This is a genomic window from Niallia sp. WK069_GA_01 (assembly GCF_983173855.1).
Genome location: NZ_OZ470138.1, coordinates 1,651,114 through 1,673,392, shown reverse-complemented (window position 1 = coordinate 1,673,392; position 22,279 = coordinate 1,651,114). Strand labels below are relative to the sequence as shown.

General features: G+C 36.0%; 18 protein-coding genes and 2 other annotated features. Of the genes, 6 read left to right on the top strand and 12 right to left on the bottom strand.

Features of this window, described 5'->3' with window-relative positions; translation table 11 throughout:
* Positions 1-185: 185 nt before the first annotated feature.
* Entirely contained in the window at positions 186-2,606 is a 2,421-nt protein-coding gene (pheT, locus tag AC5LWL_RS07915; RefSeq protein ID WP_493433799.1) for a phenylalanine--tRNA ligase subunit beta, read from the bottom strand.
* A 17-nt stretch (positions 2,607-2,623) separates the two neighbouring features.
* Positions 2,624-3,664, bottom strand: coding sequence for a phenylalanine--tRNA ligase subunit alpha (gene pheS / locus AC5LWL_RS07910; protein ID WP_493433798.1), 1,041 nt, complete (start codon positions 3,662-3,664; stop codon positions 2,624-2,626).
* Between the two features lie 84 nt (positions 3,665-3,748).
* Positions 3,749-3,998 (bottom strand) — a binding site (T-box leader).
* A 958-nt stretch (positions 3,999-4,956) separates the two neighbouring features.
* On the opposite strand from pheS, the gene AC5LWL_RS07905 reads away from it, so the two are divergent.
* Complete coding sequence (locus AC5LWL_RS07905) at positions 4,957-6,099, top strand: IS110 family RNA-guided transposase (protein ID WP_493432573.1); 1,143 nt, start codon at positions 4,957-4,959, stop codon at positions 6,097-6,099.
* Between the two features lie 524 nt (positions 6,100-6,623).
* Here AC5LWL_RS07905 and AC5LWL_RS07900 read toward each other — a convergent pair.
* Positions 6,624-7,373: a TrmH family RNA methyltransferase gene (locus AC5LWL_RS07900; RefSeq protein ID WP_493433797.1), complete on the bottom strand. Its 750-nt coding sequence runs from the start codon at positions 7,371-7,373 to the stop codon at positions 6,624-6,626.
* Positions 7,374-7,651: 278 nt separating this feature from the next.
* Between AC5LWL_RS07900 and sspI the strand changes: the two genes are divergently transcribed.
* Both sspI and AC5LWL_RS07890 read left to right on the top strand, forming a co-directional pair.
* Positions 7,652-7,858, top strand: coding sequence for a small acid-soluble spore protein SspI (gene sspI / locus AC5LWL_RS07895; protein ID WP_493433796.1), 207 nt, complete (start codon positions 7,652-7,654; stop codon positions 7,856-7,858).
* A 276-nt stretch (positions 7,859-8,134) separates the two neighbouring features.
* Positions 8,135-9,256, top strand: coding sequence for an AI-2E family transporter (locus AC5LWL_RS07890; RefSeq protein WP_493433795.1), 1,122 nt, complete (start codon positions 8,135-8,137; stop codon positions 9,254-9,256).
* 140 nt (positions 9,257-9,396) lie between these two features.
* Here AC5LWL_RS07890 and AC5LWL_RS07885 read toward each other — a convergent pair whose 3' ends face one another.
* Complete coding sequence (locus AC5LWL_RS07885; protein WP_493433794.1) at positions 9,397-10,482, bottom strand: M42 family metallopeptidase; 1,086 nt, start codon at positions 10,480-10,482, stop codon at positions 9,397-9,399.
* A gap of 226 nt (positions 10,483-10,708) precedes the next feature.
* On the opposite strand from AC5LWL_RS07885, the gene AC5LWL_RS07880 reads away from it, so the two are divergent.
* Together AC5LWL_RS07880 and AC5LWL_RS07875 are read left to right on the top strand one after the other, a co-directional pair.
* The gene (locus tag AC5LWL_RS07880) at positions 10,709-11,068 is read left to right on the top strand and encodes a sigma-w pathway protein ysdB (protein ID WP_493433793.1); all 360 of its coding nucleotides are present in this window, start codon (positions 10,709-10,711) and stop codon (positions 11,066-11,068) included.
* Between the two features lie 830 nt (positions 11,069-11,898).
* Complete coding sequence (locus AC5LWL_RS07875) at positions 11,899-13,041, top strand: IS110 family RNA-guided transposase (protein ID WP_493432573.1); 1,143 nt, start codon at positions 11,899-11,901, stop codon at positions 13,039-13,041.
* Between the two features lie 504 nt (positions 13,042-13,545).
* On the opposite strand, the gene AC5LWL_RS07870 is transcribed toward AC5LWL_RS07875, so the two are convergent.
* From AC5LWL_RS07870 to thrS, 7 genes are all read right to left on the bottom strand, one after another.
* Positions 13,546-14,133 carry a TVP38/TMEM64 family protein gene (locus AC5LWL_RS07870; RefSeq protein ID WP_493433792.1) on the bottom strand — a complete coding sequence of 196 codons (588 nt, stop codon included), beginning with the start codon at positions 14,131-14,133 and terminating at the stop codon, positions 13,546-13,548.
* A 63-nt stretch (positions 14,134-14,196) separates the two neighbouring features.
* Complete coding sequence (locus AC5LWL_RS07865; RefSeq protein WP_493433791.1) at positions 14,197-14,475, bottom strand: DUF1294 domain-containing protein; 279 nt, start codon at positions 14,473-14,475, stop codon at positions 14,197-14,199.
* 212 nt (positions 14,476-14,687) lie between these two features.
* On the bottom strand, positions 14,688-15,035 hold the full coding sequence (locus AC5LWL_RS07860) for a VOC family protein (protein ID WP_493433790.1): 348 nt from the start codon (positions 15,033-15,035) through the stop codon (positions 14,688-14,690).
* Positions 15,036-15,428: 393 nt separating this feature from the next.
* Positions 15,429-15,785, bottom strand: a complete 357-nt coding sequence (gene rplT / locus AC5LWL_RS07855) for a 50S ribosomal protein L20 (protein WP_493433789.1) — start codon at positions 15,783-15,785, stop codon at positions 15,429-15,431.
* 28 nt (positions 15,786-15,813) lie between these two features.
* Positions 15,814-16,014 (bottom strand): 50S ribosomal protein L35, encoded by a 201-nt coding sequence (rpmI, locus tag AC5LWL_RS07850; RefSeq protein WP_493433788.1) that lies wholly within the window; start codon positions 16,012-16,014, stop codon positions 15,814-15,816.
* Between the two features lie 16 nt (positions 16,015-16,030).
* Complete coding sequence (gene infC / locus AC5LWL_RS07845; RefSeq protein WP_493436567.1) at positions 16,031-16,534, bottom strand: translation initiation factor IF-3; 504 nt, start codon at positions 16,532-16,534, stop codon at positions 16,031-16,033.
* Positions 16,535-16,766: 232 nt separating this feature from the next.
* Positions 16,767-16,911 (bottom strand) — a sequence feature (ribosomal protein L20 leader region).
* Positions 16,912-17,135: 224 nt separating this feature from the next.
* Entirely contained in the window at positions 17,136-19,067 is a 1,932-nt protein-coding gene (thrS, locus tag AC5LWL_RS07840) for a threonine--tRNA ligase (RefSeq protein ID WP_493433787.1), read from the bottom strand.
* A 328-nt stretch (positions 19,068-19,395) separates the two neighbouring features.
* Between thrS and AC5LWL_RS07835 the strand changes: the two genes are divergently transcribed.
* Entirely contained in the window at positions 19,396-20,538 is a 1,143-nt protein-coding gene (locus tag AC5LWL_RS07835; RefSeq protein ID WP_493432573.1) for an IS110 family RNA-guided transposase, read from the top strand.
* Between the two features lie 714 nt (positions 20,539-21,252).
* On the opposite strand, the gene AC5LWL_RS07830 is transcribed toward AC5LWL_RS07835, so the two are convergent.
* On the bottom strand, positions 21,253-22,122 hold the full coding sequence (locus AC5LWL_RS07830; RefSeq protein WP_493433786.1) for a putative sporulation protein YtxC: 870 nt from the start codon (positions 22,120-22,122) through the stop codon (positions 21,253-21,255).
* Positions 22,123-22,279 lie beyond the last annotated feature (157 nt).

Below are 22,279 nucleotides of genomic sequence, written 5' to 3'. Positions count from 1 at the left end.
TTTTCACTTTATCTTGTTTTTTTCATCATTTATTATCGCTTTTTTTCGTTTATCTTCTTTTTTTCTCCACTTATCGACTTTTCGACAAAATCTCCTATTTTCCACACAAAAAAAGACTGCCTCCATAAGAGACAGCCAGCGTATTAAAATAGTATAACTGCAAAATTTCAGGCTTCTATACTACTTTACCCTCTTAAAACAGCCCCAGCTTTTTCTTTGACTGCTGTTAATACTTTATCATGGGCTTTTGTAATCATTTCGTCCGTTAATGTTTGTTCTGGATCAAAATATTTTAACGTATAAGCAATTGATTTTTTGCCTTCTTCCATTTTATCGCCTTCATACAAGTCAAATACTTGCACTTCTTTTAATAACTTACCGCCGGCTTCTACGATGATAGTTTGAATATCCCCAGCTAAGATTGTCTTATCGACTACTAAAGCTATATCTCGCGTTACAGAAGGGAAACGAGGGATAATCGAATATTGAAGTTCCTCTACATCTGCAGCTAAAAGCTTGCTTAAGTTTAATTCAAAGCAATACGTTTCTTTAATATCTAAATCATTTTGAACTTGTGGATGCACTTGGCCGACAAAGCCTATAACTTCGTTGTTAAAAAGAATAGTTGCTGTTCTGCCTGGATGCAAACTATCCATTGCTCCTCTTGCAAAAGAAATTTGCTCTGCAACACCAAGCTTTTGGAACAAGCCTTCCAGCACACCTTTCATCACAAAGAAATCAACTGCTTTTTTCTCGCCTTGCCAAGGATTTGCATGCCATAAACCAGTAATTGCTCCGGCTACATGCTCTCGTTCTTCTGGAAGTTCATTCTCCGCACCTTCATTTGCCAAGAAAACAACACCAGTTTCATAAACAGCCAGACTATCATTTTGACGTGCACTATTGTATTTTACTACTTCCAATAATTGTGGAATAATGCTTTGGCGCAATAAACTGCGCTCTTCACTCATTGGCATGCTTAAACGAACTGGTTTTCTTGTTTCTAATGCAAACTGCTGCACTTTCTTTTCACTTGTTAAAGCATATGTGATCGCTTGGAACAGCCCAGCACCTTCTAAATATTTGCGAACCGTACGGCGTTTCTTCTGATAAGGAGATAAAGCACCAGGCACACTTTCCCCGATTGGCAATGTTGTTGGAATTTCATCATATCCATAAAGGCGTGCTACTTCTTCTACCAAGTCCTCTTCAATTGTAATATCATTTCTTCTTGTTGGCACCGTTACAGTAAACACAGCATCTTCCACAGCTGTTTCAAATTGAAGTCTTGCAAAAATATCATTTACTTCTTCAACTTGTAAAGAAGTACCTAGTACTTTATTGATTTTCTCTATGGAAATCGAAACAGTTTTTGGTTCAGCTGTTACATTATCAACAACTACTTCCCCTTCTACTATTTCTCCTCCTGCATATAAATGAAGAAGCTGCACTGCTCTTTCTGCTGCAGCACGAACACGATTTGGATCAATGCCTTTTTCATATCGTGCACTTGCTTCACTTCGTAAATTCAACACTTTTGAAGACTTGCGGATTACATTGCTGTTAAAATAAGCTGCTTCTAATAAAACAGTTGTTGTATCAGACTGCACTTCCGAGTTTGCTCCACCCATTACACCGGCAACTGCTACTGTTGTTTCACCGTTTGTAATGACTAAATTATCTTCTGAAAGCACCCGCTTCGCCTCATCCAATGTTACGATAGTTTCATCTTTTTTTGCTCTTCTCACAAGAATTTCTTTTGACCCTAAACGGTCGTAATCGAATGCATGCAGCGGCTGGCCGTATTCTAATAAAATATAATTGGTAATATCAACAACATTATTATGAGGACGAATACCTGCTGCCATTAATCTTCCTTGCATCCAAAGTGGGGATGGAGCAATTTTTACATTTTTAATGATTTTTGCTGTATAACTGTGAGCATCTTCTTTGTTTTCTACCTTTACTTGCACATAATCAGATGCTTTCCCCCCAGCCTTAGCATAGTCAACTTCTGGTAGCAGAACTTCTTTTCCAAGAACTGCAGCTACTTCATAAGCAACTCCAAGCATGCTTAAGCAGTCTGAACGGTTAGGCGTCAGCCCTAATTCCAACACAGAATCATCACGCTCTAAGTATTCTAGTGCATCTTTCCCGACTTCTACATCACTCGGAAAAACGAAAATACCTTCTGCATAATCTTTAGCGATTAGCTTGCTTTCAATACCAAGCTCTTGCAAGGAACAAATCATTCCATTGGATTCTTCACCGCGCAGCTTTGCTTTTTTAATTTTAAAATTTCCTGGTAGAACAGCACCCACTTTTGCTACTGCAACCTTTTGGCCTTTATCTACATTTTTTGCACCACAAATAATTTGAGTTGGTTCGTCTTCGCCAATGTCCACTAAACATTTATTTAATTTATCTGCATTTGGATGCTGTTCTCTTTCTAGAACATATCCGACTACGACATTTTTTATGCCTTCGTTTAAAACATCTACCCCTTCGACTTCAATGCCGCCCTTAGTAATTTTATCTGCCAGCTCTTGTGGACTTACATCTTTAATATCTACATATTCACTTAACCATTTATAGGATACTAACATTATTCTTCTCCTCCAACTTAATATTCCGGTACTGAAAACTGCTTTAAGAAACGAATGTCATTTGTATAGAAATGTCGGATATCATCCACTCCGTATTTTAACATCGCGATGCGCTCTGCACCGATTCCAAAAGCGAATCCAGAATATTTCTTCGAATCAAAGCCAGCCATTTCCAACACATTTGGATGCACCATACCTGCACCTAATACCTCTATCCAACCTGTTCCTTTACATACACTACAACCGCTTCCTTTACAGATGCTGCACGAAATATCCACTTCAACAGACGGTTCTGTAAATGGGAAGAAGCTTGGGCGCAAACGGATTTCTCGATCTTCACCAAACATTTTCTTCGCAAAAACTTCCAATGTTCCTTTTAAATCACTCATACGGATATTTTCATCTACTACAAGTCCTTCAATCTGCATAAATTGATGGGAATGCGTAGCATCATCGTTGTCACGACGATATACTTTACCAGGACAGATGATTTTTACAGGACCTTTTCCTTTATGCTTTTCCATTGTACGAGCTTGTACAGGAGAAGTATGTGTACGCAATAACAGTTCTTCTGTAATATAGAATGAATCCTGCATATCACGTGCTGGATGATTTTTTGGCAAATTCAATGCTTCAAAATTGTAATAATCTACTTCTACTTCTGGGCCTTCTTCTACTGTATATCCCATGCCGATAAATAAATCTTCTACTTCTTCAATCACTCTTGTTAAAGAATGGTGATTTCCTACAGCAATCGGCCGGCCAGGCAAGCTAATATCAATTGTTTCTGCCTCAATTTTCTTCTGTACTTCTGCTTCTTCTAAAACTTGCTGTTTTTCTTCTATTTGGCTTGTAATTTCATCCCGGATAACATTTACTAATGCTCCCATTTTCGGGCGCTCTTCAGCTGAAAGTTTGCCCATTCCTTTTAGCACTTCTGTGATTGGTCCTTTTTTTCCAAGATAAGCAATTCGAATATCATTTAGTTGTTTCACATTTTCTGCTGTTGCAATCGCTTGTAAAGCTTCTGCCTGCAGTTCTTTTAATTTTGCTTCCACATTGTTTCCTCCTTCACGATTTGCATGTAATAGCAGCAAATTTGCTAAAAAGCGTTTTTTGGCAATAAAAAAAACCCCTCCCAATAAAGGGACGAGGTTTTGTATATTCGCGTTACCACCCTAATTAACTCAATAAAAAAAAGCATCAAGTTCACTTCATTTGGATAACGGTCTATTAAACCGGCACATCTTTACATTTCTTCAAGTTGAAATGGTCCCGATGCCAACTCAGGAGGTGAACTTCATTTATCTTTTTGATAAAAATGCTTGCAGTCTTAGGCATTTTCTCCCTTTATCAAAGCAATAAATTACTTTTCTCCGTCTTTGTTTTTATTCATGCAATTTGCTATTTATTATAGTATATTTCCCCGCAATTTTCAAATGCATTTTTTTAGTTGGTTATGCTATCCTGAAAAAAGGGTTTCGCAGGTGGAATACACATCGCTTTCCTGTGGGCGATCGACGTGTATTCCACCTGCTCTCTGCTTCAAATTATCAACGAACTTAATCAAGCAAGCGGCCTATTTTCATCGTTCATGGTGCGAAATTTGTTTGTCTGAATGTGTATTTTAATAATTAAAAAATCAAATTTCGCAGTTATAAAGCCTTCTTCATGTATTGACTTAACTTGGTTTAGAGCAATTAGAAAAGGATGATTGATTAATCTTTTATGGTGTTTTTTGCAAACATTATTCCTTATAAATAGGGGCTTTCTTTCCGTTTTGATTCATTAGTTGCTGTCATTGAACTGGTAAAAACACCCACCTTATTGAATAGACTAAAAGCGACACATTTTAGTGGAATAACGTTAAATAATAACATAAAAACAACGCTACTATGGTTTTACAATACTACCTTGTAATGAAATTCGAAGACCAGAACTTATTCTAAAACAGGTTGCTTGTAACGGAGGGTGGGAAGGCTAAAGACCCCGCAAGGCAACGCTGAGGAGGCTCAGAGCTCCCACCCCGCGGAAAGCGAAGCAACCCGTAGTGGAAAGCAACTCCATAAGAAACACACATGATTTCACACTCACACCCCGGCATGAAAATTTTTTCTAAGCCGGGGTTTTACTTTTTTGTCCATTTTTCCATACTGATTAATGCTATGGGAAGTAATCTTTACGTGCGCTTTTGTGGTGGTTCGACCCTGTATAAGAAACTGTTTGGAATTTGCCTTGTGTACACCCCTTTGTTGACTCTTCAATTTTTGAGGATGATCACGTACAGAAAAATGCTGTTTGACCAAGCTTATTCCACTTTCCATAGACACTACTTTGGAGGTTGTTTTATTTGGACATTTTATTAACCCATTGTGCCGGAATGGATGTTCATCAAAAAGAGATTGTAGTTTGTGCCCTAACTGGCACTAATAATGAATCCATTCAAAAAGAAACCAAGACTTTTTCCACTTTAACCAAAAGTTTATTTGATTTATTAAAGTGGTTAGAAGAAAAACAAATTACACACATTGCTCTGGAAAGTACCGGAATCTATTGGAAGCCGGTATACAACATCCTTGAAGGATATTTCGATATTACTGTGGCCAATGCCCAACGTATTAAAAACGTTCCTGGTCGTAAGACCGATGTTTCAGATGCAGAATGGATTGCCAAGCTTCTTCGTCATGGATTGATTGAAAAAAGCTTTGTCCCTTCCCAAGATCTTCGGGAATTAAGAGATTTGAACCGTTTACGCAAGAAATGGGTTGGTAACTTAACAGCTGAAAAAAATAGAATTTCAAAGGTCCTCGAATGTTCAAACATAAAGCTTGGTTCAGTTATTTCTGATATCTTTGGGGTTTCTGGACGTAAACTTTTGAAACAGTTAGTCGATAATGGATACCTTGATAAGGCTGATGTTGATGCCAATATCCATCATTCTCTCCGCAAGAAGGCTGATACCATTTCCGATTCTCTTTTCGGAACATTAAATGAACATCAAATGTTTATGATTAAAAGCTCTTGGAATCATATCATGTATTTGGAAACTTCCATTCAAGAACTTGAAAATAGGATAGATACCCTGCTTCATTCCTATCAAGAAGAAAAAGAAATACTTTTATCTATCCCAGGTATAAAGGAACACACAGCTGCTGTTATTATTGCGGAAATCGGAACAGATATGAGCCAATTCCCTTCATCAAGACATTTAGCTTCTTGGGCTGGTGTATCACCTGGCAATAATGAAAGTGCTGGTAAAAAGAAAAGTTCCAAAAGCGTTCAAGGAAACCCACATATAAAAGCTGCTCTTTGTGAGGTTGCTTGGGCTATATCAAGGTCGAAAAATACCTCAATGTCAAATGTTTTTTGGTCTCTATCTGCAAGAAGAGGAAAGAAAAAAGCTTTACAGGCTATTGCACATAAAGTTTTAAGAATTATATATACCCTATTTATTAATAAGCAACACTTCTCTGAACCACGTCTAGCTGGTTAGACGACCTTCCATTACAATACTCTATTAAGGTTGTGATTTTTTTAAAAAATTGAGGTCACACCCTTTCTTTACTATTGTCTTTTTTCTAGAAGTCCACGCTTCAAGATTTTCTTTACACCAAAATCCTGTACCCGCCCTATCAAATAGAACACGTTACTGTATTATACAGATACCCAGAATAGCCACTCGCCCGTTTTATTTTCACAGAAAAAGCGGAAGCGCCTTGTTTAGCCCCGAAGAAAAATGTTCTCCAGACTCAAAAAGTGTTTTTTACTTTTAGAGGCTGGAGGCAATACTCACTGGTGCTAGGCGCTGACCGGCTAAATACGCCACGTCCTTATGTCTTGGCCGGCACTTGTACATCCTGTACGGCGAAGCTAGACAGCCTTCACATTTCAAAAAATATATACTTTCTCACCTTTAAAAAACAAGCCTTCCATTTTATTGTTCTTAAAACGAGTAGCATCAAGACTTGCAAACGAATTTGATGGTGCGAAGTTTGAGTTAGTAACTAGTTTGTCCTATTAGTTAAAATGATATAACAAAATTCCAGCAGCTACTGCTACATTCAACGACTCACTTTTCCCATATATAGGTATATACAGGTTGGCATCTGTTTTAACAAGTACTTCCTTGCTAACGCCACTGCCTTCATTTCCAACAATTAAACAAAAACCTTCCTGCTCACGTTTCATCTCTCGATAATCTTTTCCATTCTCAAGGGAAGTTCCAAAAACCGGAATGTTTTTTTCTTTTAAAGCATCAATAAAAGAAGGAATCTTTTGTTTAATAATCGGCAAATGGAAATGACTTCCTTGGGCGGAGCGAACAACTTTTGGATTATATATATCAACAGTTCCTTCGCCGATAACCACGGCATCTATTCCAGCAGCATCTGCTGTGCGGATAATCGTTCCTAGATTGCCAGGATCTTGGACTTTGTCTAATACAACAAATGTTTTACCTGAATAAACAATCGATGCATCCTCCATTTGTTTACAAACAGCCACAATCCCTTGTGGTGTCTCCGTCTCTGTCAGCTGTGCCATAATTTCTTTTGTTACTATCTTGACTGGTAAATCTCCATAGTCCCATCCAGGCAAATCCACTTCTTCGGATATAATTAAATCAAGAATTGCCTCCGCTTTGAATGCCTCTTCTACCAGATGAAATCCTTCGACAAGAAATGTTCCTGTTTTATCTCTGTCCTTTTTGCTTAATAACTTTTTCCACTCTTTTACTTGAGGGTTTTTAACAGAATGTATATGCTTCAACTTTTTCTCCTCACTTTTGCCATGCACTTTTACTACAATTTTTACACTAATATTTATTATAGCTCAATCGAAATACATAATAAATGCTAAAGGAGAAATGCTATAATAGGATGTTTTTTATAAGAGAATGAAAAAGAGGCGTAGGTCGAGCTTGGGAAATCCCATGGAAACCTTTTAAATATGATGGCATGAAAAGTCGATTACTCATGTTATCATTTCTGCTCTTCATCTCTTTAAGCATTCATGACAAAATTTTATAATGAAGGGAGTTCGCAGCAATGAATTTAAATTTACGTAATGCAATTGTTCATAACGTTTCTGGGAATTCACAAGATGAGTTAAAGAATACCATTGTTGATGCAATACAAAACGGGGAAGAAAAAATGCTTCCTGGTCTAGGTGTTCTGTTTGAAATCATTTGGCAAAATTCCTCTGAAACAGAAAAAGTAGACATGCTGCAAACACTAGAATCTGGATTAAAATAAGCATTATGAGTGCAAGTGAAGAATTATTCTCTTCACTTGCACATTTATTTTCCAACCTCTCAAGGCCCCTTAATATTATTGCCATTCCTTTATTTACTCCTATTTTTTTCATATTCTTAATAAATTTTTGCTTTTTTTGAAACTATCTTTCCTACCTTTTCGTATCTTTTCTTATCCGGGCATTTGTATTCCTTTTACCTTATGGGTATAAAAGGAATCGTTTTCTATGCTATACTACGTTTACTATACAAGACATAATTAGAAAAGGTGAAGATGTTGACGAAAAAGAAGTTTCATTATTGGCTACTGCAGATTCTATTAATTGTTGCCATCATTTATATTTGTACAAAAATCTCGTTTTTATTTCAACCAGTAGGAGTGCTTTTCTCTACACTGTTTGCTCCTATCATTATCACCGGATTTTTATATTTTCTACTTAATCCGATTGTTACTTTTTTACAAAAATATAAAATCCCTAAAACATTGGCGATTCTCATTATTTACGCTGTCATAATTGGATTAGTGATTTTGGCTATTGGAAGTATTTTCCCATTAATTTCAAAACAGATATCCGAGTTGTTCAATAATATTCCTATTTATGCAGATCAAACGATTAAATACTTCCATTATTTAAACGATACAAAGCAGTATCAATGGATGTTGAATCAAAACTACGTTACATTAGAGGACATTGGAGATAAACTAAATGATTTTGCTCAGACCATTCCTAGCAATCTAACAAACAGCCTTTCCGTTATTATCAGCACGATGACAAATATAACCGTAACGATTGTAACCGTTCCGTTTTTATTGTTTTATTTTTTCAAGGATGGGAGTAAATTCCCTTCTGCCCTATCTAAATTTTTCCCTTCGTCCTATCGTAATGAAGGTGTAAAGATTCTTAAAGAAACAAGCGAAACACTGGCTGCCTATATTCAGGGACAAGTAATGGTTGCATCATTTGTTGGTACATTGGCATTTATCGGTTATTGGATTATCGACTTGGATTATGCGCTTGTCATGGCTATTATTGTAGCTGTTACTAATATTATTCCTTATGTTGGTCCTTTAATTGGCGGTGCACCTGCCGTTATTATTGCATTATTTACATCGCCAACACAGGCTCTGCTTGTTATTGTAGTTATTACCATTGCTCAGCAGATTGAAGGAAATGTATTATCGCCCCTTATTTTAGGAAAAAGATTGGACACACACCCAGCAACAATTATTATTTTATTATTAGTGGCTGGAAATTTAGCTGGCGTGCTTGGCATGATTTTAGCTATTCCAACTTACGCTGTTGCTAAAACGATTTTTTCTAATATTGTGCGTTTGCTGCGGGCAAGAAAAGCAGCCATATCTGTTGGGGAAGAACCGAGGGATACGAATTTACTCTAATAAAAAAATGAGCAGGAATCTTTTATGGTTCTGCTCATTTTTATTATTAGATTTGGTAAAAAATAGAGTGAGGAGTTACGCTTTTCGCGAAATATCAGCGATTCTCTCTTCTTTTCTAAAATGATCACATTGTCTGATTTTTAGGAGAAAGTCAGCTTCTCAACTGTTTCACGATCTAACTTTTTAATCACTTCGATAATTAATTTAACCGCATTCTCATAATCATCACGATGAAGCATCGCTGCATGTGAATGAATATAACGTGTTGCAATCGTAATGGAAAGGGCTGGAACTCCATCATGTGTTAAATGAATGGCACCAGAATCTGTTCCTCCTCCAGGTACACTGTCGAATTGATAAGGAATTTCAAAGGCATCTGCAGTATCTGTTACTAAATCCCTTAATCCTTTATGGGAAACCATTGAAGCATCATAAAGAATAATTTGCGGACCTTTCCCCATTTTGCTTAATGCCTCTTTTTCTGTTATACCCGGCGTATCGCCTGCAATGCCGACATCCACTCCAAACGCAATGTCCGGATTAATTTTTTGAGCGGCTGTTTTAGCGCCACGCAATCCTACTTCTTCCTGAACGGTTCCAACACCGTAAACAATATTATCATGCGTTTCATTCTTTAACCCTTTTAATACATCAATAGCAATCGCACAGCCAATACGATTATCCCATGCTTTTGCAAGCAGCATTTTTTCATTATTCATCACAGTGAATTCAAAATATGGGACAACCATATCACCTGGTCTTACTCCCCATTCCTTGGCTTCTTCTTTTGATGATGCACCAATATCAATAAACATATCTTTTATTTCAACTGGTTTTTTACGTGCTTCAGGCGGCAGAATATGAGGCGGCTTTGAGCCAATCACACCAGTCAACTCTCCGCTTTTTGTCACAATAGTAACACGCTGTGCCAGCATGACTTGTGACCACCAGCCTCCTACCGTTTGAAAGGAAAGAAAGCCCTTCTCATCAATACGGGTAATCATAAAGCCTACTTCGTCTAAATGTCCGGCTACCATAATTTTCGGACCTTTCTCATTACCGACTTTTTTGGCAATTAAACTGCCTAAATTATCTGTAGTAATTTCATCTGCAAAAGGGGTTATGTATTTTTTCATTACGTCTCTCGGTTCCTGTTCATTTCCAGCAATACCTTTAGCATCTGTTAGCTCTTTTAACATAAACAATGTTTCATCCATTTTTTTCATTATTTCGACTCCCTCAATATTAGTTATTCAAATAAATACTATTATACTAGGAAATTAATTATGTTCCTAGTATATCCTTCATTCTTTATTAAATTTTCCCTTCTCCTCTTCCAAAAAATTTTTTTAAAAATAAATTTTTAAAAAAATGAAACCTTTTTGTTTATGGAACGTATACAATTAGCTAAATCTAATTTTTATTACCATTAACTACATTGGAGGCTTTTTCATGATGTGGATATTGCGTTTATTATTGCTTGTACTTATCCTTTTTATCCTATATCGTATTTGTACTTTTTTCCTTAATCCAAAGAGAAAACTGGCTTTTTTCCGTATGCGAAACAAATTTTATTTATTGGACGATTCTAAAAATGCGCGAATGAATTTTCTTTTAACCTATAAAGGATTTTTATTTGAGGGCGAAAAGTATGTTGATAATCCTGCGTCCAGCAAAGTCGTTAGCATATTAATCTGGCCAACAGAACCCTATGATACAAAAATTTCTGAAAAAGAAACACAATTTATAGTAAATTCTATTCAGACGGCTTATCCGCATGCAAAAATAGTGTGGAAATTAGCGAGAAATTAATAACTCAAACTTCGCAGTTATAAATTCTTCTTCATGTATTAGCATAACTTGGTTTAGAGCAATTAGAAAAGGATGATTGATTCGTCTTTTTGGATGTTTTTTTGCAAACATTATTCTTATAAATAGGGGCAAGATTCTCGTTTCAGGATGCTCGCTTTCCGTGGGGCGTGCGATGAGCCTCCTCGGCGCAAGCGCCTGCTTAGGTCTCATCTAACCCGCTAATCCCACAGGAGTCTCGCACCTTTCACTCCAATCAAGCCGTTTTGATCCATTAGTTGCTGTCTTTGAACTGGAAAAACCCCCACCTTATAGAATAGACTAAAAGCGGCACATTTTTGTAAAACAACGTTGAATAATAACACAAAAAACAACGATACTATGGTTTAGGAATACTACCTTGTCATGAATTCGAAGACAAGAACTTATTCTAAATCAGGTTGCTTGTAACGGAGGGTGGGAAGGCTAAAGACCCCGCAAGGCAACGCCGAGGAGGCTCAGATCCCACCCCGCGGAAAGCGAAACAACCCGTAGTGGAAAGCAACCCCATAAGAAACACACATGATTTCACACTCACACCCCGGCATGAAAATTTTTTCTAAGCCGGGGTTTTACTTTTTTGTCCATTTTTCCATACTGATTAATGCTATGGGAAGTAATCTTTACGTGCGCTTTTGTGGTGGTTCGACCCTGTATAAGAAACTGTTTGGAATTTGCCTTGTGTACACCCCTTTGTTGACTCTTCAATTTTTGAGGATGATCACGTACAGAAAAATGCTGTTTGACCAAGCTTATTCCACTTTCCATAGACACTACTTTGGAGGTTGTTTTATTTGGACATTTTATTAACCCATTGTGCCGGAATGGATGTTCATCAAAAAGAGATTGTAGTTTGTGCCCTAACTGGCACTAATAATGAATCCATTCAAAAAGAAACCAAGACTTTTTCCACTTTAACCAAAAGTTTATTTGATTTATTAAAGTGGTTAGAAGAAAAACAAATTACACACATTGCTCTGGAAAGTACCGGAATCTATTGGAAGCCGGTATACAACATCCTTGAAGGATATTTCGATATTACTGTGGCCAATGCCCAACGTATTAAAAACGTTCCTGGTCGTAAGACCGATGTTTCAGATGCAGAATGGATTGCCAAGCTTCTTCGTCATGGATTGATTGAAAAAAGCTTTGTCCCTTCCCAAGATCTTCGGGAATTAAGAGATTTGAACCGTTTACGCAAGAAATGGGTTGGTAACTTAACAGCTGAAAAAAATAGAATTTCAAAGGTCCTCGAATGTTCAAACATAAAGCTTGGTTCAGTTATTTCTGATATCTTTGGGGTTTCTGGACGTAAACTTTTGAAACAGTTAGTCGATAATGGATACCTTGATAAGGCTGATGTTGATGCCAATATCCATCATTCTCTCCGCAAGAAGGCTGATACCATTTCCGATTCTCTTTTCGGAACATTAAATGAACATCAAATGTTTATGATTAAAAGCTCTTGGAATCATATCATGTATTTGGAAACTTCCATTCAAGAACTTGAAAATAGGATAGATACCCTGCTTCATTCCTATCAAGAAGAAAAAGAAATACTTTTATCTATCCCAGGTATAAAGGAACACACAGCTGCTGTTATTATTGCGGAAATCGGAACAGATATGAGCCAATTCCCTTCATCAAGACATTTAGCTTCTTGGGCTGGTGTATCACCTGGCAATAATGAAAGTGCTGGTAAAAAGAAAAGTTCCAAAAGCGTTCAAGGAAACCCACATATAAAAGCTGCTCTTTGTGAGGTTGCTTGGGCTATATCAAGGTCGAAAAATACCTCAATGTCAAATGTTTTTTGGTCTCTATCTGCAAGAAGAGGAAAGAAAAAAGCTTTACAGGCTATTGCACATAAAGTTTTAAGAATTATATATACCCTATTTATTAATAAGCAACACTTCTCTGAACCACGTCTAGCTGGTTAGACGACCTTCCATTACAATACTCTATTAAGGTTGTGATTTTTTTAAAAAATTGAGGTCACACCCTTTCTTTACTATTGTCTTTTTTCTAGAAGTCCACGCTTCAAGATTTTCTTTACACCAAAATCCTGTACCCGCCCTATCAAATAGAACACGTTACTGTATTATACAGATACCCAGAATAGCCACTCGCCCGTTTTATTTTCACAGAAAAAGCGCAATCGCCTTGTTTAGCCCCGAAGAAAAATGTTCTCCAGACTCAAAAAGTGTTTTTTACTTTTAGAGGCTGGAGGCAATACTCACTGGGGATAGGCGCTGGAGCTAGACAGCCTTCACATTTCAAAAAATATATACTTTCTCACCTTTTAAAAAACAAGCCTCACATTTTATTGTTCTAAACTGAGTAATATCAAGGACTTGCAAACGAATTTGATGGTGCGAAGTTTGAGTTAATAAGTAAACAGGAGAGAATTTTTATCAACGAGCTAAAGCTAAAACAATTTTGTTTTAGCTTTTTTGCATTTTATGCTCTCCTTTAAAAAATTCTTTCCACTTTATGATTGTCATTTTTTCTCTTAATACATACACTAAAATACCTAGTGAGAATAATATAATCAGCATCATTGTCGGTGAAAACTGTTTTATAAACTGCCCAAAAATTGTATAAAAAAAAGCTAATGGAATATTAGTTATACAAGCATATTTTATATATTCTTTTAAACTCCGTCTTCTTTCCAGCAAACAAAAATTCAATAAATGATAATGAACAAATGGAATAAGCCGCAGCACCGAAATTTGGCCGACTGTTAAATTTCGGTATTCACCAAACCAGCGTTTTTTTAATAAAGAAAGTCTATGATGCATTTTAGGCATTTTTTTAATAATAAGATAAAAAAACACACAATTTAGAGTTAAGCCAATGATAGAGTAAATGGTTCCCAATGTAACGCCAAACAAGATGCCTCCTGCAATACATACAATCATAGGAGGAATAAACAGTACTTGCCTTAATGTATGAAAAAAAATAAATGCGATTGGCGCAAAGATTCCTCCTAATTCAATCATCACAAATAATATCGATAATTGCTCATTCACTATAATCACCTTCAGTTCTGTAAAATCTAGCTGTTACTTCATTGTATAGTGATTAGTTGTTTTTTATGCCAATGTAAATAGAATATAAGCGATTATCCCTAATTCAATCACGGATAGGAGAGGCAACCCTATTTTAAAGCTATTATGCTTTGTTTTATGTCGAAAAGTATTCATTCCCACTGTTAAGCCAACTGCACCTAAAAGAAAAGCGATATTCCATAAGGTTTTTTCGCTTATTCGATATTGATGTTTTCTGGCACGGTTTTTATCTACTTTCATAATAAAATACCCAATACTATTTATACAGATTAGATAGATTAAAATTGCTGCTATGTAATTCATTTTTTCTCCTTTTTAAGCTTATTAAGATTGTTTATCATCAATGATCATTTTTTGAATAGCAATAAAATCACTTCTAAAAGGAGACATTACTTAAATGGCAATATCTCCTTCAAAAGAATTATGTTCCGCTTTTCCTCTAAAACTAAAACGGATAATATAATTGATTTAATTCCGTGTGGAACTAATCCTTAATGGAAAATCATTATAACTTGTTATTTCTCCCAAAGCTCGATTAGTCGACCTTCAGGATCTTTAATCCAAATAAACTTTCCAAATTCACTAACCTCTTTTTTCTTTGCAAGAGGTACACCAATATGTTCAAGATGCATAATAGTCTCGTTTAAATTATCTACTTGGAAATTTAACATCACTTGCTGTTCTGTTGGAAAATAACTATCATCTTCGGTGAAGAAAGAAAAAACCGTCTCATTTCCTAACTGTGGTTTAATCACAGTCCCATTCCAATTTTCTATCTCCATCTTCAACACTTCACTGTACCATTTTTTTATAACATCAAGATTCTTAGTTCTCCAAAATATTCCTCCAAAACCTTTTATCATCTCATCTAGCTCCTATCTGTTTTTTATTAGTAGATTCCTTCTTTAACTAAGCTGCTTCATTAGTTTAAGTATAATCCTTCGCAACGGAATAACAAGACTGATATTTTTAAACAACTTTATTATTTATTAAACGAATGTATTGACTAAAAAATTTTATTTCACTTAAGATTTTTACTAAAAAGCCATATAGATTTGAGAACAGTTTGGAAATACTGTTCTCTATGGTGAGTTCCCTTGGTTTTTCTTACTGATTTATCTACATTGTTAGCGGCACTAATCTTCATTTCTCTGCTTCCCTGTCTGGTAATTTCCCATCTCTTTAATTATATTTGATAGCCAAAAAAATGCACAAAAAAAAGAAGGCAGTAACTACCTTCTTTCTCATTAAGTGAATTATTTTAAGTTTTGTTTTGCAACAGAAGCTAATTCAGCAAATGCTTTTTCATCACTTACAGCAAGTTCAGCAAGCATTTTGCGGTTTACTTCGATACCAGCAACTTTTAATCCGTGCATTAAACGGCTATAAGATAAACCGTTAATACGTGCAGCTGCATTGATGCGAGTAATCCATAATTTGCGGAAGTCGCGTTTTTTCTGACGACGATCGCGGTATGCATACATTAATGATTTCATTACTTGTTGGTTGGCAACTTTGTATAATGTATGTTTGGAACCGTAATAACCTTTAGCTAATTTAAGAACTTTTTTACGACGTTTGCGTGTAACTGTACCGCCTTTAACACGTGGCATATTGTTTCCCTCCTATTTTCCCTAAGTATTACTTAATGTTATCTAATAAATGACGAATGCGTTTGTAATCTCCAGAAGATACTAGACCAGCTTTGCGAAGTTTACGTTTTTGTTTTGTAGATTTGTTAGCGAATAAATGGCTTGTATAAGCATGTGAACGTTTTAGTTTACCAGAGCCAGTTTTCTTGAAACGCTTAGCAGCTCCGCGGTGAGTTTTCATTTTTGGCATTTCGAATTCCTCCTCTTTACTTGTCGTTTTTAGGCGCTAAAGTCATGAACATGCTTCGGCCGTCCATTTTTGGATGAGATTCCACTGTGGCAACTTCTGTGCAAGATTGTGCAAATCGAACAAGTACACGTTGACCAATTTCTTTATGTGTAATAGCACGTCCTTTAAAACGGATGGATGCTTTTACTTTATCGCCTTTTTCTAAGAACTTAATCGCATTACGAAGCTTTGTATTAAAGTCATGCTCATCTATAGTCGGACTTAGGCGAACCTCTTTAATATTAATAATTTTTTGATTTTTTCGTGCTTCTTTTTCCTTTTTCTGTTGCTCAAACTTATACTTACCATAGTCCATAATACGAGCTACAGGTGGTTTTGCATTTGGTGCAACAAGAACAACATCCAGATTTACGCGTGTTGCGATTTCAAGAGCTTCGAATTTTGTTTTGATACCAAGCTGTTCTCCATTTTGGTCAATTAGTCGAAGTTCTCTAGCACGAATACCTTCATTTAAAATCATATCTTTGCTAATAGTTAATACACCTCCAAGGTTAATTAACGAATACAACGTTCGGGTCAAGAATTTCTATCCTTAACAACGAGAAATTTTTCAAGTCTCTATCTCACGTTCATACACTAATTGACACTTGACCTCCAAGTTGAATCGTTCGAAAAAATAGTACACAGTTTCTATTTATAGGCATCCATCCAATGTATATGCACCAAAGGGCAGCATCCTTTGAATGGTGCTAAACAATAAAAAAGTGTGGATGGAAAACCACCCACACTTACGATAACAAACATAATAAGACTCAAAAATGTTCACGTAATACCTGTTAACTACTTGTTGGAATCTTGTGTCAATCAGGTGAGAAGCGGGTGCTCCTTCTTTTCCTCAAACTCGTATTCAATTTACCTTAGTAACTATATCACAGTAGATATACAAAAGTCAACGAAAGAAATATCACAACGAGAAAAATTTTATCAAAATTATTTATACAATGCAATACTTTTCATCATTTTTTTCAAACAAGCGTTTATTTTCTCCTAATATTCTTGCCTTTATACATGTGCATTTTTCTTCTTGAAAAGAAGTCCAGTAAAAACACTATAAGAATTAATTAATGGCTTACTTCTGCTTTTAAATCGCTTAGAAAAGCATCAAAAGCGATAGTTTCTGATTTTTGCTCTCCATATTTACGAACATTAACGGCGTTCTCTTCCACTTCTTTATCTCCAACAACTAACATGTACGGAGTTTTCTGCATTTGTGCTTCGCGAATTTTATAGCCGATTTTCTCCTCACGTTCATCTATGTCCACACGGAATCCCTGCATTTGCAGTTCTTCTTGCACTTGTTTTGCGTAGTCAAAATGAACAGACGGCGAAACAGGAATAACTTGAACTTGAACTGGTGCTAGCCATGTAGGGAATGCACCTTTGTACTCTTCAATAAGAAAGGCAATAAATCTTTCCATTGTCGATACTACCCCGCGATGAATAACAACGGGACGATGTGGTTTTCCATCTTCTCCAACATACGTTAAATCAAAACGTTCAGGAAGTAAAAAGTCTAATTGCACAGTAGAAAGAGTCTCTTCCTTGCCTAATGCTGTTTTCACTTGAACGTCCAGCTTAGGACCATAGAAAGCAGCTTCTCCTTCTGCTTCAAAGTAGTCTAATCCAAGATCATCCATCGCAGCTTTTAACATACTTTGCGCTTTATTCCACATTTCATCATCATCAAAATACTTTTCTGTATCTGCTGGATCACGATAAGATAAGCGGAAAGAATAATCGGTAATATCAAAATCTTTATATACATCTAAAACAAGATTTACTACACGTTTAAATTCATCCTTGATTTGATCTGGACGAACAAAGATATGCGCATCATTTAATGTCATTCCACGCACGCGCTGAAGTCCTGATAAAGCGCCTGACATTTCATAACGATGCATCATTCCTAGCTCTGCAATACGGATTGGAAGCTCTCTGTAGCTATGGATAGCATTTTTGTATACAACCATATGGTGAGGACAATTCATTGGACGAAGGACCAATTGTTCATTATCCATTTCCATAGGCGGAAACATATCCTCTTGATAATGATCCCAGTGACCAGATGTTTTATATAAATCGACACTTCCCATAATAGGAGTATAAACATGGTCATATCCTAATTTCTCTTCTTTATCTACAATATAGCGTTCTACAATACGGCGAACTGTTGCACCCTTTGGCAGCCATAAAGGGAGACCTTGTCCAACTTTTTGCGATGTCATAAACAGGTCTAATTCTTTTCCGATTTTACGGTGGTCTCTTTCTTTTGCTTCTTCTAATAAACGAAGATGTTCACTTAATTCTGCTTTTTTAAAGAAAGCAGTACCATATATACGCTGCAGCATTTTATTATCACTATTTCCGCGCCAATACGCTCCAGCAATGCTTAATAATTTAAACTCTTTTAATTTGCCAGTAGAAGGCATATGAACGCCTCTGCATAGGTCAATAAAATCGCCTTGTTCGTATAATGTAACTGCTTCATCTGCAGGTATTGCATCGATTAGCTCTAATTTATATTCATCGTCCATTTCCTTAAACAATTGAATTGCTTCTTCTCGGCTTACTTCTTTACGGACAATTTCTATGTTTTCATTAATGATTTTTGTCATTTCTTTTTCAATTAATGGAAGATCTTCCGGCGTTAGTGATTCTTCGATATCGATATCATAATAAAATCCACCTTCTATAACTGGACCGACACCAAGTTTTACATTTTTATATAATCGTTTAATCGCTTGAGCCATTAAATGCGCTGTACTATGTCTTAAAATCTCCAGTGCTTCTTCTCTTTCCGGAGTAATAATCTCAAAAGAACTATCTTCGTTGATTGGTCTTTTCACATCATATAAAGCACCATTAATTTTTCCAGCAATCGCTTTTTTTCTTAATCCTGGACTTATAGAAGCAGCAATTTCTTCTGTTGTTGTTCCAAGTGGAAATTCCTTAACAGCTCCATCTGGAAACGATATTTTTATTAATTCTGACATAATATTTCCTCCTTTTTCGTTCACATGTTGAAAAGGTGTTTAAATAAGAAACACACATGATTTCACACTCACACCCCGGCATGAAAATTTTTTCTAAGCCGGGGTTTTACTTTTTTGTCCATTTTTCCATACTGATTAATGCTATGGGAAGTAATCTTTACGTGCGCTTTTGTGGTGGTTCGACCCTGTATAAGAAACTGTTTGGAATTTGCCTTGTGTACACCCCTTTGTTGACTCTTCAATTTTTGAGGATGATCACGTACAGAAAAATGCTGTTTGACCAAGCTTATTCCACTTTCCATAGACACTACTTTGGAGGTTGTTTTATTTGGACATTTTATTAACCCATTGTGCCGGAATGGATGTTCATCAAAAAGAGATTGTAGTTTGTGCCCTAACTGGCACTAATAATGAATCCATTCAAAAAGAAACCAAGACTTTTTCCACTTTAACCAAAAGTTTATTTGATTTATTAAAGTGGTTAGAAGAAAAACAAATTACACACATTGCTCTGGAAAGTACCGGAATCTATTGGAAGCCGGTATACAACATCCTTGAAGGATATTTCGATATTACTGTGGCCAATGCCCAACGTATTAAAAACGTTCCTGGTCGTAAGACCGATGTTTCAGATGCAGAATGGATTGCCAAGCTTCTTCGTCATGGATTGATTGAAAAAAGCTTTGTCCCTTCCCAAGATCTTCGGGAATTAAGAGATTTGAACCGTTTACGCAAGAAATGGGTTGGTAACTTAACAGCTGAAAAAAATAGAATTTCAAAGGTCCTCGAATGTTCAAACATAAAGCTTGGTTCAGTTATTTCTGATATCTTTGGGGTTTCTGGACGTAAACTTTTGAAACAGTTAGTCGATAATGGATACCTTGATAAGGCTGATGTTGATGCCAATATCCATCATTCTCTCCGCAAGAAGGCTGATACCATTTCCGATTCTCTTTTCGGAACATTAAATGAACATCAAATGTTTATGATTAAAAGCTCTTGGAATCATATCATGTATTTGGAAACTTCCATTCAAGAACTTGAAAATAGGATAGATACCCTGCTTCATTCCTATCAAGAAGAAAAAGAAATACTTTTATCTATCCCAGGTATAAAGGAACACACAGCTGCTGTTATTATTGCGGAAATCGGAACAGATATGAGCCAATTCCCTTCATCAAGACATTTAGCTTCTTGGGCTGGTGTATCACCTGGCAATAATGAAAGTGCTGGTAAAAAGAAAAGTTCCAAAAGCGTTCAAGGAAACCCACATATAAAAGCTGCTCTTTGTGAGGTTGCTTGGGCTATATCAAGGTCGAAAAATACCTCAATGTCAAATGTTTTTTGGTCTCTATCTGCAAGAAGAGGAAAGAAAAAAGCTTTACAGGCTATTGCACATAAAGTTTTAAGAATTATATATACCCTATTTATTAATAAGCAACACTTCTCTGAACCACGTCTAGCTGGTTAGACGACCTTCCATTACAATACTCTATTAAGGTTGTGATTTTTTTAAAAAATTGAGGTCACACCCTTTCTTTACTATTGTCTTTTTTCTAGAAGTCCACGCTTCAAGATTTTCTTTACACCAAAATCCTGTACCCGCCCTATCAAATAGAACACGTTACTGTATTATACAGATACCCAGAATAGCCACTCGCCCGTTTTATTTTCACAGAAAAAGCGCAAGCGTCCTTGAACAGCTCTGAAGAAAAATGTTCACATGCCTCAAAAAGTGCTTTTTACTTTTAGAGGCAGGGGGTTATTTTTCACAAGAGCTAGGCGCTGGAGCTAGACACTTGCCAGACTTCAGAAAACTTATACTTTCTTAATCTTCGCACAAAAAACCCGTCCCTTAAAAGAAAGGGACGAGTTATATTATCCATTATAAACACGTGGTTCCACCCTAATTCCCGTTTAAAACAAAACTTTAAACGGCTTAGAAAAAAACAGATAACGGCTGCTAGCCGCCAACCATTAATAAGGTTTACACCCGTTCTTGGCTGAAGTTTAAAGGTGGTAAGAAATCTTATCGTGTTAGGAAGCTCCCAGCTCTATCTTCCCTCTCTTTGAACCGTACAAGAAAACTATTGTCCTCATCATAACATGTAACAAAAAATATAGTTAATTTATGTACGTTATTATATGCTTAAAAGAATAGAAAATCAAGGGCATTCGACTATTTCTATTCAAACCGTTGAGAAAGGATGCCTATACCTTGAAAAAAGTCTTCTTTTTCCAAAATATGTACTCTTTCCTCAAAAATATTAACAATTGTCCGCACGATTGGCTGCTCTCGATCCTCTGTGTATAGATAAACCTTGTTAGGAGCTAATGATAAAAGTGGTCCAATCGAGAAAGGATCAATATATACGGAGGAATGGGTAAATAATTTCTTATCTATTATCATCAATAAATCTTGTTGGGTAATTTCTTGATATTTTTCATCATAAAATTGAATTTCCAAATCAACTAAAAGGTGAATCGTTTGTTTTTTGGGAGACCTCTTGGATAGAAAGTCTCTTAATGTATGAATAAACACTTGGTATTCCTGCTCTAATTTATATTCATCAATAGAGATTTCAATATAATTTTTTAATAATTCCATAAACCTCTGCAAACGAAAAGTCACAAAGGAGTCAAATGAAAACGAAACATCTTCTTTCAACATTTCGGCAATAGCATCTTTTAAGCATGCCTCCATATTAACATTCGGAACTAAATTTGCCAGTTCTTCTCTTTCCCCTTCTATTAAAGAATGGGTGATTTCTAATATATGCCGCTGCTCTGTTTCATCTTTAAATAGATATTGATTTTCTATTATTCCTTTTGCCCATCCATCACATTTATATTGAAAAATAAATTGATAAAACACCTTTTTCAATTTGTCCAAACTTTTATAAACATTTGCTGATTTATCCCAATCAATAATTAAAATATGCTCATTTTCTTTTTGAACATCCTTTATCTTCCATTCCAAATGATATAATTTATGACACATTAATTTTTTCAGTTTTTTTGCATCCTCTATATATTGAAAAATAATCTCAATCAATCCTATCCCCCCTTTATGAAGAAATCCCTGATAGCATGTATATGGGGGAAATAGAAAAAATAGAAGTAATTGTACGTAGTATTAGAAAAAAAAACAAACGTTTTCCTGAATCACTATTGTTCACTCCCAATAGCGATTGTTGGATAACGCCCGTTTT